Raw genomic sequence first — 16,432 nt, forward strand, 5'->3', positions numbered from 1 at the left:
CACTCCAATTGCTTGTTGTTTTAACGTTACTTCAGGCGCTTCCCGGTCGTTCCCGGCTTCTTCGCGTTCAGGGCCGCTTCCGGCTCCTGCCTGAGCCTGTCGGGGTCCAGCGCCGCGGCGTCGCCGCTATAGACGGCGCGGCACCAGAGGTCGGTGATCTCCCGGACCATGTCTTCGAGCTTGAACGGCCTGCCCCAAGGGTGAAACTCCACCGACATTTGCGAATAGGCCATCCATTCCAAAAGGCCGCCGAGGGCATAGGCGGTTATTCTCGGATCGACCGGGTTGCAGAAGCCCCGCTCGATGTTCCCGATAAGATGCGCCTCGATGCGGTATAGACTGAGCGACCGTATCTCATTGTGAAGCTTTGCAAATTCTGGCTTGAACCGAACCGTTTGCAGAATGCAGCCGAGGATTCCGCGGTGCTCCGAGAAGAAGGTCAGATAGCTGCGGACCGCCGCCTCGACCCGTTCGCGGTGCGTGCCGCTCTCCTTGCGGTTTACGACCAGATGCATCTCGGTCATGACCGCCTTGAACAGATCTTCGAAGACGGCATCCCTGTCGGCGTAGTACAGGTAGAATGTTCCGCGCGCGAGGCCCGACTCCGCGACGATCTCCGATATCGTCGCGTCGAAGAAGCCGCGCCGGGAAAACACCACCCGGGCGGCGTCGAGAATGGCCTTGCGAGAGGATTCCGGATCGCGCTTCCGCTGACCTGTCGCGTCCTTGCGTTGTCTGGGCAGAGCCGCCTCCGCAGATAATGAAACTGACGTCAGTGTCATTGACACTCAAGACCGGAGATGGGCAGAGTGTCAAGCCATCGCAAACGCGCCCGCGGCGGCGCGAAGGCGTCAAAGCCGAAAGAAGCAGGGGAGGTTCGTCAAGTGCTGGATCCGGGTGCATGCCTCAATGTGGATCGGAATCTGCGGCTGGCCGCGAGGCGGACGCCGTCAAAGGTTGCCGTCGTCGACCGGGATCGGAGCCTGTCCTTCGAAGAGCTGGACCGTCGCGTCAATCGGGTGGCCAATGCGTTGCTCGGCTCGGGTTTCCGGCACGGTGACCGGCTCGCGGTCTTCATGACCAATCGGATCGAGTGGATCGAGATTCTCTTCGCGTGCGCCCGTGCCGGCGTCGTCTGTGTGCCCGTCAATGCCCGCTTCGTCGACAGCGAGGTTGCCTATGTGCTGGCGCACAGCGATGCCGCCGGCCTGATCGTCGAGGAAGCGCTCTTGAGCCGCCTTGGCGACCGGGACGGCGAGGTCAACCGAGGCCTGCGGACGTATATCGTCGGCGGGGCGGCCACATCGCAGGCTGCAAGCGGCTACGAGGCGTGGCTGGCGAGAGCGTCGGACGGCACGCCTGAGGCCCGCATCCGCGATAACGACTGGTGGTATCTGGGTTACACCTCCGGGACGACCGGCCGTCCCAAGGCAGCGATCAAGACCCAGTATCGGACGGCGATCGGCGCAGTCTACGCCGGGCTCGAGTTCGGTATCGGCCAGGCCGATACCAGTCTTATCGTCATGCCGCTCTTTCATTCGAATGGCATTTTCTTCCAGATGATGCAGCTCTCCCTCGGCGGGACGATCGTCATCATGGATGGCTTCGATCCCGAGGCGGTGCTGCAGATCGTTCAAACGCGTCGCATCACGGCCGCGTCGCTCATTCCGACGATGTACGCGATGATCCTGGAACTGCCCGAAGCGGCACGGCGGAAGTTTGATCTGTCGTCGTGGACGACGCTGATTTCGTCGTCGGCCCCGCTGCTCCCGCAGACCAAGGACGACATGCTGGCGTTCTGGCACGGCGCGCAGCTCCATGAATTCTACGGTTCGACGGAGGGCGGGTTCGTCACGCACCTCAAGCCCGCCGATCAGCTGAGAAAGATCGGCTGTGTCGGCAACACGTTCGCCGGCACGGAGGTGGCGCTGCGCAAGGCCGACGGGTCGCTCTGCGCACCGGGGGAGGTCGGAGAGATCTACTCGCGCGGCGTGTTCGTCGGCTACGAGGGATATTTCAAGCCGGAGGAGGGCGCGGAGTCCGGGTTCACGGAGGATGGCTGGTTCTCCGCTGGCGACATGGCGCGGCAGGATGAGGAAGGCTTCGTCTACCTGGTGGACCGGAAGAAGGATCTCATCATCTCCGGTGGTGAGAACATCTATCCGACTGAAGTCGAGACCGTGCTGCTGGCCCACCCCGAGGTCGCGGAAGTGGCCGTGGTCGGGGTGCCGGACCCGATCTGGGGCGACAAGGTCTGCGCCGTCATTCGCCGTGCCGCTGGAAGCGATCTGAGCGATGCAGCCCTGATGGATTGGAGCAAAGGCAGGCTGGCCGGCTACAAGAGGCCGCGGCGCGTGGAGTTCTGGGATCAGATTCCGCGGAACCCGACCGGCAAGATACTTCGGCGGATCATCCGGGAGCGCCTGTCTCCCGGGCACTGAGTTTCAATCGAATATCCACCAGCGCTATTTTGAGAGGATCTGATGGCTAAATTCTGGGCCGGACAACTTGCGGTCAGGGCGCTCCAGGAGGAGGGGGTCGACACGATGTTCGGCCTTCTCGGCGGGCATATCTCGCCTATCCAGGATCATGCCTACCGCGCCGGCATCAATGTCTATCAGGTGCGCCATGAGCAGGCCGCGGCCTACGCCGCGGACGGCTACGCACGCGTCACCGGCCGCCCGGGGGTCTGTTTCGCCACGGCAGGACCCGGGATGCTGAATATGGTCACCGGCATTCATATGGCCTATCTGTCGCGCACCCCCATGGTCTGTCTGTTCGGAGGCCACAAGGAGGTGGAGTCGCACCGCGGCTCGCTGCAGGAAGCCTACGCGGAGAAGGTCTGCGGCAGCATCACGAAGTGGACGGTGCGCTGCACCGATCCGGACATGACCTCGCATTTCATCCGCAAGGCGTTCCGGGATGCGATGACACCACCATACGGACCTGTCGGCATCGAGTTTCCCATCGATCAGTTCAACTGGGAGCCGATCGAGGAAAAAGACCAGGTCGGCTACCTGCCGGGCGCCTGGCGCAAGCACCGGGCCGGCGTTTCGGCCGACGCGGCCTCGATCGATGCCATCGTCGGGCTGCTGAAGAAGGCCGAACGGCCGCTCATCATCGCCGGTGAAGGCCTCTACTGGTCATCCGGCGGAGGCGCCCTGGAGACCCTTGCCGAGCGGGCGCATGTCCCCTTCAACCTCCGGCGCCTGGGGCGCGGGGCCGCGTCCGAACGCCATCCGTTGTCGGTCAGCGCCGGCGCGCGGAAGGATCTGCTCGAGGATGCGGATCTCATCGTCGTCGTGGGGCTCCACCTTGGCTATTATGAGAGCTTCGGGAAATGGCGCGCCAACGCGGCCTTCGTTCAGATCAACGAGGTGGCGGAGCATATCTCGCCGATGCTGCGGACCGAGGTCGAGGTCGTGGCGCCGCCCGGCGCCGTTCTGCAGCAGCTTGTCGATGCCTGGGGAGAGGGCGAGCCGCAGACCGATGCGCGGAACCGGTGGGTCGAGCGGGCGCGGGCGGCGCAGCGCGCGTATGCCGCTGCCGTCGATAGCGAAGCGATCTCCCTCTCGGGCATGAGCCCGATCCACCCGCGCTGGCTCGGCAAGGTGGTATCGGAGACTTTGGATCCCGACACCACCGTGGTGCTCGATTCATTTACCGGCTCGAGCTTTCTTGCGGATCAGATGCTTGCCACCCATCCGGCCCACATCCTCGATGCGGGACTCTCGGCAGCGTTCGGCCATGGCGTAGGCATGGGAATCGGCGCCCAGCTCGGGCGCCCGGGCAAGCCTGTTTTCGTCATGATGGGCGACGGTGGCATGGGTCTTGGCGGTGGCGATATCGAAACGGCCGTGCGCTACAATCAGCCTGTCGTCTACATGGTCTACAACGACAGCACGTTGTGCGCGGGCGTGGAGCGTTATGCGCTCGGCAAGAACTTCCGGGTGCTCGGCCCCAATGCGCGATCCGGGTTCCACCTCACGGACGTCAGATACGATCTGATGTACGCGCCGCTCGGGTGCCATGTGGAGCGGGTGGAGCAGCCCGACCAGATCGAGGGTGCAATCCGGCGCGCCTTCGCTTCGGGGCGGACCGCCGTCATCGACGTCCTGGCAACGAGGGACGTGGTGCATCCGCTGTACGACTCGTCCAACGTGAAGGAGATGAACTGGCATCTTCCGAAAGATGAGGTGGAGGCTCCTGCCCGACGAACTCACCACGAGAAGTTCTATCCCTACTTCCACCCGCGGGATCCCGTTGCGCCTTAGGCGAAGGAATAGCGGCGACCGTCCCTCATGCGATCGAGCAAGCCCGAACATGCCGTCCAGCCGGGACGGAGGTTCGGCGCAGAACGCGGCGATGCGCTATCGATGCGGCGTCACCAGCGCCTCGTCCTTGGGGCCGGGCTTCGGCCCGTCTCCGGCCCTGGCCCGTGGTCAGCCCGCCGACTTGCCGCCGTCGACGGTGAGGATGTGGCCGGTGACGAAGCTCGCGGCGTCCGAGGCCACATAGAGGATGGCGCTGGCGATCTCGTCGGGCTGGCCGATCCGCTTTTGGGCGTTGAGCGTGGCGAGATGCGCCTTGTTGTCCTCACTGCCGGTGAAGCGGTCGAGCATGCCGGTCTGGATCGGCCCCGGCGCCACCGCGTTGACGCGGATGCCGAGGCTCCCGACCTCGAGCGCGACCGACTTGGTCAGGCCTTCGACCGCATGCTTGCTGGCGGCATAGATCGAGGCATTGGCCCCGCCCTCGTGCCCGAAGGTCGACGAGATGTTGACGATGCTGCCGCTGCCCTGGGCCTGCATGACACGCAGCTCGTGCTTCATGCTGAGGATCGTGCCGAGGACGTTGGTGTCGAAGGTCGCGGCATAGCTTTCCGCGCTCTGCTCGATGGCCGGGCCCGGCTTGCCCTCGGTGCCGGCGGCGTTGACGGCGATGTCGAGCCGGCCGAAGCGCTTGACGGTCTCATCGACGAGCGCGCGGACATTGTCCTCGTGGCGCACGTCGGCGCGAACGAACTCGGCTTGCGCGCCGGCGGCGCGCAGCTCGGCGACGAGAGCGGCGCCAGCGTCGTCGTGGCGACCGGACGCGACGATCTTCGCCCCCGTCCGGGCAAAGGCGAACGCGGTGGCGCGAGCGATGCCGGTCAGGGCGCCGGTGATCAGGACCACGGGCGTATTCATGTGATTTCCTTTCGGTGCGGCGCCTTGCTGCTCATGCCTGACTTGTCTGGCCGGGCGACGCGAGGAGCGTCCCGATCCGAGCAAGTCCGGCTGAATATCTTGGCCGCCGCACGAGAAATAGGCTTCGCGGCCTCTCACGAAAAAGACTTTGTTGGTCGGTTTCCATGCCTGTAAGGTATGGCTCGTGGACTTGCGTCACCTTCGTTACTTCATCGCCGTCGCCGAAGAGGGCAGCCTGACCGTCGCCGCCGAAAAGCGGTTGCACACGGCGCAGCCCTCCCTCAGTCGGCAGATGCGGGACCTCGAGGCGGAGCTCGGCTGCCAGTTGATGGTCCGCGGGGCCAAGGGCGTCGAGCTGACCGCCGCCGGCCGCGTGTTTCTCGACCATGCGCGTGCGGTGCTCGTGCAGGTCGAGGCGACGGTGGAGGCGACGCGGCGCGCGGCGGCACCCGCCAAGGCTTCGTTCGTGCTCGGCTTCCTGACCGGCTACGAATTCGATTGGCTGCCGGCGGTCATGCGCATCATGCGCGACGAACTGCCCAACACGGAGGTCGTCATTCTCAGCCTGTCATCGCCCGATCTCGCTGACGGGCTGATGCGCGGCAGGATCGACCTCGCCTTCCTTCGGCATGAACGCAACGCGCCGGGGATCGTTTTCTCACGGCTGATCGACGAACCGCTGATCGTGCTCATGCCGGCCGATCACCAGCTGACGGCGCGCGGCGCCATTACTGCCGAGGACATTGCCGCAGAGCAGCTCGTCGGCGTTCCCCACGACAAGTCCCCGGCGCTCAGGGCGGTGACCGATGCCTACGGCGCCAGGCTCGGCATCGATCTCACGCCCCACCATTATGTCGACAATCTCTCGATGGCCATGTCGCTGGTTGCTTCGACCCGAGGCATCGCGCTGATGCCGCTCTATGCCCGCAACCTGTTGCCCCCGACCGTCGTCAGCAGGCCGCTCGCCGGCGTGCCGCCGACGATCGACCTGTCGCTCGGCTATAACGACGCCAACACGTCACCGCTTCTCAAGGCGATCGTATCGAGGATCGGCGATCTCAAACTCGCCACGAAATACGCTTCTGCTGGGCCGTAGGATCTGGACAGCTACGACGCCCGTTCGCCATAGGGCTGTATTGGTGCCAGGCGGGCCGCTCGGCATGTCGCCGAACGTCCGTCGGCCGCACGCCGACGCATCCGCTTACAGCCATTTCCAGGGCTTGAGGGTGCGGTCCCAGTCGATCTCGTCGGGATCGACCGTCCAGGTCTCCTTGGCATAGTCGTAGGCGGCTTCGGGCGCGTGATACACCGCGCTGCCTACGGCCCAACCGGCCGCGGCGGTGGCACCGAGCACGCGCGAGCCGGTGTGCTCTTCGACCCAGGAGCCGGCGTCCATCGCGTTCTCCTTGTCGACGTAGTTGTTGTAGAGGTTCGTGCCGATGCGGACGCCGATCACGCCGGAGCTGATGACGGCGCCCGGCGCACCGAGCCAGCGCCCCGCGGTCAGCAGCGTGCTGGAGCCCGCCAGCATGCCGCCGATCTCCAGGCCACCGGCGGCGAAGCCGCTGGCGTCGAGGCCGGCGGCGAACCAGTTGCCGTCGCGGATGTCGTCCCCCAAGGACGAGATCGACGCATAGGTGCCGCCGACCAGATTGTAGGCGCCCCAGGCCCGGTTGAGGCCGCGCCAGCCCGGCCGGTTCCAGAACTTGTTGAGGTCGCGCTCGCGTGCGACGCCGCCGGCCGAGACGTCGAAGGGGTCGCCACGCGCCCGCGAGCGTCTGTCGGCCCACATTCCGCTCGAGCCCTGTGACTTGTTGAGACTGGCGTCCTGCCAGCGGTGATCTTGCGGACGCACGGTCTCGGCGCCGGGCGCCCCCGTGCGGATGATGTGCTGCAGCTCGACGGTATGGTCGAGATTGACGTTGCGCGGCCGCATGCCCTGTTCGTCCCGCAGCCTCACTTCGGCGAGATCGGCGAGCGTTTCGTTGGCGGCGCGGATGTCGTCGGTCTTGCTCCTCAGGCCCTCGAGCGGCGAGCGCAGGCCGATGCCGCGATCGAGCGGGTCGCGGATGCGCTGCTTGTAGGCGCGAATCTTGACCCGGTCGAAATTGTTGGGGACGGCCAGGGTGAAGCCCGAGGGATTGCGAAACATCCATTCGGCGCCGAGGGTGGCGGTCGGCCCGGCAAACTCGTGCCGGCTTTCGAGGCCCAGCGGATCGGCGAAGGCGAGCGGGTTGTTGCGCACGAAGGTGTAGAGATTCGGCCCGTCGGTGTGGCCCTTGGGGTCGCGCTGCAGGAAGCGGCCGGTGCCGGGGTCGTAGGCGCGGAACACGAAGTCGAGCTTGCCGGTCTCGTCGATCGGGCGCTTGCCAGCGAACCGATACGGGTTGTCGTCCGACGGCACCATGGCTTGCACCAGCCCGCCGAACGGATCGTAGACGTAGAAGTTGCGCTTGCCCGATCTGTCGAACAGGTAACGAACCGAGTGGCGCGCATCGCACATCGGAAAATTGTCGTGCCCGCCGCCCGAGGTGATCAGCGCGTCGGAACGGGGCGTGTCCCACACCGTGCTGCGCACGAGCTGGCCCGCCTCGTACTCCTCGATCGGTTGCTGGCCGTCGCGGATGAACAGGCGTAGCGCGCCGGCCTGGCGCTCGGCGTGGAGACGACCGAGCCAGTCGTAGAGGCGCTCGACGGTCCGGTTGTCGGCTTTGCGCGTCGCGGCCACGAGCTGGTTGCGGAAATCGTAGACGTAGGACCAGACTTCGTCCTCGACCAGATTGCCGTTGCGGTCGTAGCGGCGGGTCGCGCCACCGACTTGCACGTGCTGGTCGAGCTCGTTCACCGCATAGGAGGTGACGACGTTGCCGACCGTGCTGCTCGTCCGGTTCCCCGCCTCGTCATAGGCCCAGCTGCTGCCATCCGGTGTGCTCGGCAGGTCGAAGAAGCGCGCATCGATCTGCGCCTGCAAGTTGGGCAGCGGGTCGGGCAGCGGCTGCGCCGGCTGCGCGATTGCGCTCATGTCGAGGGCGGTCGCGGGCCTGGCAACATCCCACGCGAACAGCCGCGACAGCGTATCGTACTTGAACGCCAGCCGCATGGCGAAGTCCTGGCCGGTCTCGACGCAGTTGCGCACGTTGCCCAGCGCGTCGTGCAGGTATTGCACCGTCAGCACCGGGGTGCCGCCGATCGAGTGGCGGACCTCGTCGATGCGGGCCACCGCGTCGGTGCGGAAGTCGGTGGTCGGCCCCCCGTCCCGACTGAGCTGCGACGGGCTCAGGCCCGCATAGGCGAAGGATGCCAGCGGCGTGGCGCCCGCGCTCGCCGGGTCGCCCGGCCACGCCGCGCCCCCTTGGTCCTGCGCGATGGCAGTGACGCGGTCGAGGATGTCGCGCTGGTAGCTGAGCGCGCGGCCGGCCGGGTAGCTCAACCGGTCGATCGCGCCGGTGTTGGAGAACTGGCGTCCGATGACGAAGGCGTGTGTCGCATCGGCACCGGGCACCCCCGCGAAGGTGATGCTCTCCTCGATCACGTGATCGAGCGAGTCGTGGCGCAGGCCGATGTCGATGAAGTCGTTCGTGGCCCGCTGCAGGCGGCCGAGCCCATCATAGGCGGCGTGCTGGCTGGTCGTGCCGCCGAGCGTCACGCCGGGCATCAGCCCGGAGCGGTCGACCTCCAGCGACGTGTTGCGGCCGAGCGCATCCCAGGCGAGCCGCCGGACGGCGCCATTGCGATCGCGGTAGGCGATCATGTTGCCGCCGCGATCGTATTCGGCGAGATCCGCGCTGCCGTCCGGAAGGAGGGTCGACGCGAGGCGTCCGGCCGTATCGTAGGTGAAGCCCGTGACGCGCCCCAGCGCGTCGGTCTGCGAGACCTTCTGGTCGTCGAGATTCCAGGCAAAGCTCACATCCACCGCCTGCGGCGTACCGCCGGGCGAGGCGGGCGGCAGGAACTGCCGGTTGCGGGTCAGGCGGCGGAAGACGTCATAGTCGTTGCGGATGACGTTGCCGAGCGGGTCGGTGATCGCCACGCAGTCGCCGCGGCTGTTGTAGGCGCAACGCGTGATGCCGCCGGGCGTCGCATGGGCGATCCTGCGGTTCAGCTCGTCGTAGGTCCAGGTCTCGGCGTAGTGCTGGGTCCGGAGCGTCGTACCGTTCGTGTCCTTCACCAGCTCCTGCCGGTCGAGCCGGACGAGATTGGCTTCCTTGTCCCACTCCAGGCGCCACTCGTTGCCGTAGGGATCAACCCGGCGGACCGCGCGGCCCAGGATGTCGAACTGCGTGACAAACGCGCGGCCGTCCTGATCGATCTCGCGCACGAGATTGTTCAGGCTGTCGTAGAAGTACTGAAGCGTGAGCAGCGTACCGGGACCGCTGTCGAGAAAGGCGGTCGCAAGGTCGGCCGCGGCGACGGGCGGCGCATGATCGAACCGGCTTGCCGACGCCGTGATGCGCCGTCCGATCTCATCGTAGGTGAACTGTCGCCGGGCGAGCAGCAGGAAGCTGCCGTCGGCCTGCTTCTCGTGGCTGCATTCGACGAGGAGATTGCCGAGCTTGTCGAAGCGGCGGATCGTGACGTTGCCCAGCGCATCCTCGGTCCGCACCGCCCGCCCGAACGCGTCGAAGGTGAAGCGCGTAGCGTAGCCGCGCGGGTTGACGATGCGGATGGCGCGGCCGTCGGCATCGTAGGCGTAGCGGACGACGGCGCGCGTATGCGCATAGTCGTCGATCGTCGTGGCGACCAGCGCCCGTTCGTTGTAGGTCAGCTTGCGCAGGCGTCCCGACGGCTCGATGGTGAGCGCCGGCCGTCCCGCCCGGTCGTGCACGACCTTGGTGACTTTCGCCAACGTGCCGTCGCCGATGGTTTGCCGAACAAGATTCTGCTCCTCGCCGTACCGGCTCAGCGTCACGAAGACGCCCGCGGGCGTATTGGCTTCGTCCTTCAGGCCGAGCTCGGTGCGCACGAGGTTGCCGGCGCGGTCATAGGCGAAGGTGGTTGTGGCGCCGACCGGCAGCGAGCTGACGCGACGCACCACCTGATCCAGCGCATTGTAGTCGGCCTCGGACACGAAGCGGTCGTCGCCCGCCGTGAATTTCGGGCCATAGAGCCGGGTCACGCGGCCGAGAGGATCGCGGTCCATCGCGGTGGTGAGCGCGGCGCCCGTCGGATCGATGGTGGTGGATTTGAGCAGGCCGTCGAGCGGGCCGTCGGCCGCGCCGAAATAGGCATGGCGCGTTCCCAGCCCCGCTGCGTTGGCGGCTTCCAGCAGGCGGCCATTGGCGTCGTACTGGTTGAAGGAGACGACCACCGGGTCACCGGCGGAGCCGTCGGGCAAGGTCGGCGTCGGCCGTTGCACCGACCGCAGAAAGAAATTCTGGAAGCCGTTGCCGGGCGCGTAGGTGTAGCGGGTGAGGGCGCCGGTGTAGGCGGCGTCCTCGGCAAAGGCCGGGTTGGCGCTTCTTGTGAAACGCGGGTCGGACACGGTGAGCGCCTGGTTGAAGTCCGGCTCGTAGGTGAATTTCTGGATGGCGTCGGACGCGTCGGTCGCGAAAATGTCAGGGAGCGCTGTCGCCGACCACAGGCTGGGCGCGAGCCCTGTCGGCGCGAAAGCGAGAAAGCGGCCGCGCCTCACGACCGCCAGGACGTTGGCGAACTGTAGGCGGGCCTCGGCGGTGAGGTCGGCATCCGCCTCGGGCCGGTAGTCTTCGGTCCGCGGATGCACGCGCTCGTACCAGTCGCGTCCGAACAGGGTCTGGGTGGTCACGCCCATCGGGGTGACGGCCGCGACCTGCTTGCCGTCGCGGTTGTAGCGATAATGCGCGCCGATGAGCTTCGGCAGGCCGCCGAGGAAGGCGTACTCCTCCTTGTAGAGGGCGTTGCCGAAGCGGTTGAAGAGGTAGCGCAGCTGCCGGCCGTCGCGCTCGGTCACGATGGTCTGACGGTCGGGCCGTTCGTGGTCGTCGTAGGGCTGATTGAAGTCCTCGATGATATCGGCATAGTCGAACAGAGTGTCGCCGCCGGCTTGACGCTGCCGGACGACCCGGCGGTAGCTTACCAGCCCCGGTTGCGTGCCGTACTCGTTCTCCAGGAACGGGCGGCCGTTGCCGTCGAAGATGCCGATCAGTGCGTGTTGCAGGCTCTCGTCCGCGTTCGCCGCGCCGATGTAATCGTAGAACGACGTCGGTCCGCTGCGGTGCGGTTCCGTGGCGGGCAAGGTGACCGTCGCCAGATTGCCGATGTCGTCGTAGCCGTATCTCCAGGTGCGGCCGGTGAAATCAGCGATGGCGACGATCCGGCTCTGGTCGTCATAGCTGAAATCGACCCGGCGCTGGCTGCTGTTGATCTCGGCATGCGCCAGCAGTCCGTTCTGGTAGGCGAAGGAGAGAGAGTTGCCATAGCGGTCGTCGATGCGCGCCACCACGTGGATGCTCGGGCCCAGCGTCGGATGCTGCTGGTAGTGGATGCGTGTGCCGTCCGGCTGGCGCAGCGTGAACGAATTCCCGTCGGCCTCGAGGATCGCATCCACGCCATCCGGCGGGACCCAATAGCCGTGGATCTCATGGCGCGTGAAGACGTCGATGCCGAGCGCACCGTTCGACCGCACGATGGCCAGCTGGTCGGGCGGCACGGTGAGCCAGAGATTATAATTGTGGTCCCAGTTGCACCCCAGGGGGCCCTGGTAGACCACCAACTGAGAGTAGGTGCGCTGAAAGACGAAATTCTGGCCGGCGCCGTTCAGCTCGAAGTCGGCGACGGCGTAGGTGAACTCGCCGTTGAACATCTTCACCGGATCGGCGGCCTTGGCGACGTTGTCTTTCGTCGGGGCGGGGTCGAGGCTCTTGACCACGTACAGGCCGTTGCTGTCGCCGGCCGGCATGATGGCTGGCGCGACCTCGTCGATCACCTGCGCCTTGAGGCGAGCGAACCGGTCGGCCATATCCGGTGGCACGTCGAGTTGAAGCGGCGCCGACTTCAGCAGCTTCTTGAAGTCGTCGAGCGTCTGCTGCGATTGCGGATTCTCGGCCAGCACCGTGGCCGCATCCTCCGCCAGATCCATATAGCGCTTGCGGATCGCGTCCTTGATCTGGTCGTCGCTCATGGCGGGGGTGACGGTGGCCACCGACCCGGCGCCGCCCGCGTCCGGGGTGGTATCGGGCGTCGTGGTGTCGGGGTCGGGCACGGCCGGGGCTCACCCTTTGGTGGTCTTCAAAAGCCGGTCGAGCACATCCTTCTGGGCCTGGCCGGCCGCGGCGTCGGTGGCGGTCGCGGCGAAGAGCTGGCCCACCGTCGTGATCTTCGTCCGCCGCAGCGCGGGCAAATGCGCCCGGTCGATGAATCCCTTCGCGGCCAGGTCGGTCAGCGATATGTTCGCCTCGGTCGCGATATTGGCCACGAGCGCGCGGAAGACGCCCGTCTGCTCGAACGGCCGCGGCTGGTAAGTGCCTGCCGAGATATTGTTGAGCATCAGGCGCCTCACTTGACTCTGCGCGACGTTCAGATCGCGCTGGGTCTGAGCGCGCGCCTCGGGCGAGGTGCCGCCGGCCTGCGTGCGCGCCAAGGCGGCCGTGGCGCGATCGGGCAGGGAGAGCTCGCCCGCAACGATCGGCGGGCGCACGGGCTCGCGCAGCTTGATCAGCACCAGGTTGCCGCTGTCGTCGAAGGTCCCGCAGCTCTGAATCACGCGGCGGGTCACCACGAGCTGCTTGGTGGGCGTCGTCGGCGTCGGCGGCTGGGGCGGCGGAGGCGGCAGCGGATCGGGCGGCGGCCAGTCGCCGTTGCCGTTGGGCTGCCTCTGCATGGCCGCCACGAGGTAGTGTGGCACCACCGCGGGCGCCTGATGGCCGGTATCGAGGCCGGCCTGGATGCAAAGCCCATCGAGCGAGCGCGGCATGTGCACCACCAGGAACACGTCCTGGATGCCTTCGAGATTGCGCTCGCCGTCGATCAGGTTGAATTCCGTCTGCGCCGAGCTCGACACGGTGTGCGGCCGCGGCGCCACCACGAATAGCGCCCTGTTCGTGCCAAGATGATAGCCATTGAAGAGCTGATACATCTGGCTGGTCGAGGTGGTGCGGCTGAGCGTTTCGCGCGCTTCGCGCGACGTGTCGGTCGTGTTCTGGTTCACGGTCGTGTCGCTCCACGATTGCGTGACGTTCCCGGATGCGCCGAAAGGCCCGATGCTGAACCCTGCACTGGCGCCGACCTCGAGGCTGTTGGTCGAGCTGTTGCCCTTGGTGATGCTGGTGGTGTCGGCCGAGGCCGACAGCGTCTCCGACCCTTGGGTGACGCTCTCGTAGAGCTCGCGCTTCTTGGGCTCGAAGTCGAGGAAATAAGGATAGTCGTCGGGCGCCACGCCGGTGGCGTTATGCGGATAAACGGCGATCTGCATGATGGCGCCGAGGCAAGGCCAGTACTGCGCCGCCCAGCCGCTGGCGATGATCGTCTGCCACAGCGTGCGCTGCAGGTCGTCCCAGTTGCCGGCCTGCTGGGCCTGCACCTGGGCCCCACGCAGAGCCTCCGATGGGTTCCAGCCCGTGAGGCTGCAGGTCAGTCGCAGATAGACGATCCGGGAGTTGGGATAGGTGTCGGCAATCTCCTCGTCCGGCACGACGTAATAATAGACAGCGAGCGACGAACGCCACTTGGGACTGAACGCCATGTCGCCGAAGTTCGTGTCGATCATGTCTGGCGCGAACGCCATCCGCGTCCAGGTGATGTCCTGCGGCGGCATGAGCGATTGAATTGGCATAGCAAACCCAATCCAAAACCAGAGGCGTCGCGTCGAGGCTAAGTAATTTATTCTTCACATGCAAGATGGTTGCGTGCGAAACGGTGAGGCCGGCAACCCAGAGCTTGGCAGGTTGGGGGAGGGTTCGCGAATTGCCACTGCCACGGTAAGGCTTGTGGGCATGGCTTCTGCCGAATTGCTGGCCGACAGCTTTGGGCGCGTCCTCGTCGTTGCCCGCTGCCCCGACGAAGGTCCCTTTCCAGTCGTTGAGTTGGTCGTCGTCGCGCTGCCAGAGCACCACGCCACCGCATCGCCGGCGTGTTCGGACATTGGTTCCGCTAAGCGCGAAACCCCATGCGATAGCGAGCAGGGCTTGTCACGAAGCGTGCCCGAAAATGATGGCGCAAGGCATCAGCCGATCCAAATCCAACGGCCGTCGCGACGTCCTCGACCGACATGGCAGTCGCTTCCAGCAAGCTGCGCGCACGCGCCACGCGCTCCTGCACGATCCATTCGCCGGGCGACACGCCGGTTGCCTCCCCGAACCGTCGGATGAACGTCCGCCGGCTCATGCGGACCCTGTCAGCCAAAGTGTCGATGGTCAGGTCATGAGCGAGATGTTCGCGCATCCAGGCCCGCAACTCGGCAAGAGGATCGCCTTCGGCCAGGACGGGACTGGGGATGAACTGCGCCTGTCCCCCTTCGCGGTGCGCCGGAATGACGAGGCGGCGGGCGACGTCATTGGCGACGTCCGGCCCAAAATCGTGGCGGACGATGTGGACGCAGAGATCCAGGCCGGCGGCACGACCGGCCGAACTCATGATGTCGCCTTCATCGACATAAAGGACCTTGGCATCGACATGCAGCGAGGGATGCCTCCGCATGAGGGCATCCGCATGGGCCCAGTGCGCTGCAACTCGCCGTCCCTCGAGCAGCCCAGCGGCAGCCAGGACAAAGACGCCGGAACAGATCGATGCGATCCGGACGCCGCGCGCGTGGGCGCGGCGAAGCTCGTCCATCACCGGCTCGGGCGGCGTCGCGTCGATGTCATGCCACCCCGGCACGATGATCGTGCCCGCCTGCCGCAAGAACGGGAAGCCAAGGTCCGCGACGATCTTGACACCGCCACTGGCGGCGAGCGGCACGCCGGGGTGCTCGGCGCACACGGCGACGCAGTACCAGTCGCGACCCATGTTGGGCAGGCCGAAGACCTCGAGGGCGATGCCGAGCTCGAACGCGTTGACCCCGTCATAGGCCAGCAGTGCGACCGCCTTGTTGTCAGGCCGGTTCTGCCGCCCCCTGCTGTTGGACTGCTTTGGCATGATTTTCACGATAACTGGCATCTGTGCCACTGGTCAAGAACGCCCGCGGCGCTGACGATCGTAGACAGAGGCGACCGTCACGTTTGGGGAGTGTTCATGAGCGAAGTCGCGCCGCCAACGCTGGTACAGCCCTCTCCAAGCGGCGCCTCCGTCCAGGGCGCGTCGCACGATCGCGGCCAGGGCGGCCGTGCCAGGGGAGTTCTGTATTGCCTTGCCGCAACGGTCTCGTTCGGTCTCATGTTCCCGGTCATGGCGAGTGCGCTCACGCGCATCGACCCCTTCACCTTCACCTCGCTGCGCTACCTGATCGCGGCTGGCGCATCGCTCGTCCTGCTCCGGGTCAGGGAAGGACCGGGCACTCTGCGGCCAAGGGGGGAGTCGATCATGCTCGCCTGGTTCCTGGGCTCGATCGGCTTCGCCGGCTTCGGCTTCCTTGTGTTTCTGGGTCAGCAGCTGGCCGGCGGCGAAGGGGCTTTGACGGCTTCGATCATGGCAGCCACCCAGCCCTTGCTGGGCGTTCTGATCAACTCCGTCGCTCGCCGTGTCCTGCCGCCGCGCTATACGCTCTCGCTCGTCCTGCTGTCGTTGCTCGGTGTCGGGCTTGTCGTCACCAAGGGAGACATCGGCGGATTGCTGCAAGAGCCGCAGAACTATTCCGCCAATGGGCTGATCGTGCTCGGGATGATCTGCTGGCTGATTTACACGTTCGGCGCGGCGCGGTTCACGACATGGTCCCCGCTCAAATACACCACGCTGACGATGTGCCTCGGCCTGACGACGATCGTGGCGATCAACCTGAGCCTCCTGGCAGCACATGCGATCGTCTTGCCGCAGCCCGCAGACTTTATCTTCATCGTCCCTCACGTCCTCTACATGAGCCTGATCGCAAGCCTGGCCGGTGTGCTGTGCTGGAATCTCGGGAACAAGATCCTCACGCCGCTGAACGCTGTGCTGTTCATGGACGTGGTGCCGATCACGGCCTTCATCGTCTCGGCGATCACCGGTGTCCTGGCGACACCTGCCCAGATCATCGGCGCCTGTATCACCGGCAGTGCGTTGATCCTGAACAACCTTCATCTGCAGTACCGAGCCCGGCGCGGCTCGCCGCCCTGATGGGAACACCAGGTCCACTACGCCAAGCAATTGAGCCAAGCAATTGAGCCAAGCAATCCTGACAGGCAGAGACAGGAGCC

The 16,432-nt window shown here is 65.9% G+C and carries 9 protein-coding genes; 4 read left to right on the forward strand and 5 right to left on the reverse strand.

Annotated features, from left to right (window positions below; translation table 11 throughout):
- Positions 1 to 26 precede the first annotated feature (26 nt).
- Complete coding sequence (locus ACZ5PO_RS13190; RefSeq protein ID WP_464194091.1) at positions 27 to 782, reverse strand: TetR/AcrR family transcriptional regulator; 756 nt, start codon at positions 780 to 782, stop codon at positions 27 to 29.
- 27 nt (positions 783 to 809) lie between these two features.
- Between ACZ5PO_RS13190 and ACZ5PO_RS13195 the strand changes: the two genes are divergently transcribed.
- Both ACZ5PO_RS13195 and ACZ5PO_RS13200 read left to right on the forward strand, forming a co-directional pair.
- A complete protein-coding gene (locus ACZ5PO_RS13195) occupies positions 810 to 2,441 on the forward strand; it encodes a class I adenylate-forming enzyme family protein (protein WP_464194093.1) in 1,632 nt (543 codons plus the stop codon).
- 42 nt (positions 2,442 to 2,483) lie between these two features.
- Positions 2,484 to 4,274: a thiamine pyrophosphate-binding protein gene (locus ACZ5PO_RS13200; protein ID WP_464194095.1), complete on the forward strand. Its 1,791-nt coding sequence runs from the start codon at positions 2,484 to 2,486 to the stop codon at positions 4,272 to 4,274.
- Positions 4,275 to 4,442: 168 nt separating this feature from the next.
- Here ACZ5PO_RS13200 and ACZ5PO_RS13205 read toward each other — a convergent pair whose 3' ends face one another.
- Positions 4,443 to 5,189, reverse strand: a complete 747-nt coding sequence (locus tag ACZ5PO_RS13205; protein ID WP_464194097.1) for an SDR family NAD(P)-dependent oxidoreductase — start codon at positions 5,187 to 5,189, stop codon at positions 4,443 to 4,445.
- Positions 5,190 to 5,373: 184 nt separating this feature from the next.
- On the opposite strand from ACZ5PO_RS13205, the gene ACZ5PO_RS13210 reads away from it, so the two are divergent.
- Positions 5,374 to 6,285, forward strand: a complete 912-nt coding sequence (locus ACZ5PO_RS13210) for a LysR family transcriptional regulator (RefSeq protein WP_464194099.1) — start codon at positions 5,374 to 5,376, stop codon at positions 6,283 to 6,285.
- Between the two features lie 105 nt (positions 6,286 to 6,390).
- Here ACZ5PO_RS13210 and ACZ5PO_RS13215 read toward each other — a convergent pair whose 3' ends face one another.
- The 3 genes from ACZ5PO_RS13215 to ftrA all read right to left on the reverse strand — a co-directional run bounded on the left by ACZ5PO_RS13215 (position 6,391) and on the right by ftrA (position 15,239).
- Positions 6,391 to 12,369, reverse strand: a complete 5,979-nt coding sequence (locus ACZ5PO_RS13215) for an RHS repeat-associated core domain-containing protein (protein WP_464194101.1) — start codon at positions 12,367 to 12,369, stop codon at positions 6,391 to 6,393.
- A gap of 9 nt (positions 12,370 to 12,378) precedes the next feature.
- Positions 12,379 to 13,938, reverse strand: a complete 1,560-nt coding sequence (locus ACZ5PO_RS13220) for a hypothetical protein (protein WP_464194103.1) — start codon at positions 13,936 to 13,938, stop codon at positions 12,379 to 12,381.
- Between the two features lie 317 nt (positions 13,939 to 14,255).
- Positions 14,256 to 15,239: a transcriptional regulator FtrA gene (gene ftrA / locus ACZ5PO_RS13225; RefSeq protein WP_464194105.1), complete on the reverse strand. Its 984-nt coding sequence runs from the start codon at positions 15,237 to 15,239 to the stop codon at positions 14,256 to 14,258.
- 96 nt (positions 15,240 to 15,335) lie between these two features.
- Here ftrA and ACZ5PO_RS13230 point away from each other — a divergent pair, with 96 nt between their 5' ends.
- Positions 15,336 to 16,352, forward strand: coding sequence for a DMT family transporter (locus tag ACZ5PO_RS13230; RefSeq protein ID WP_464194107.1), 1,017 nt, complete (start codon positions 15,336 to 15,338; stop codon positions 16,350 to 16,352).
- Positions 16,353 to 16,432: the final 80 nt, after the last annotated feature.

This window comes from Chelatococcus sp. KU-N122 (genome assembly GCF_055391085.1).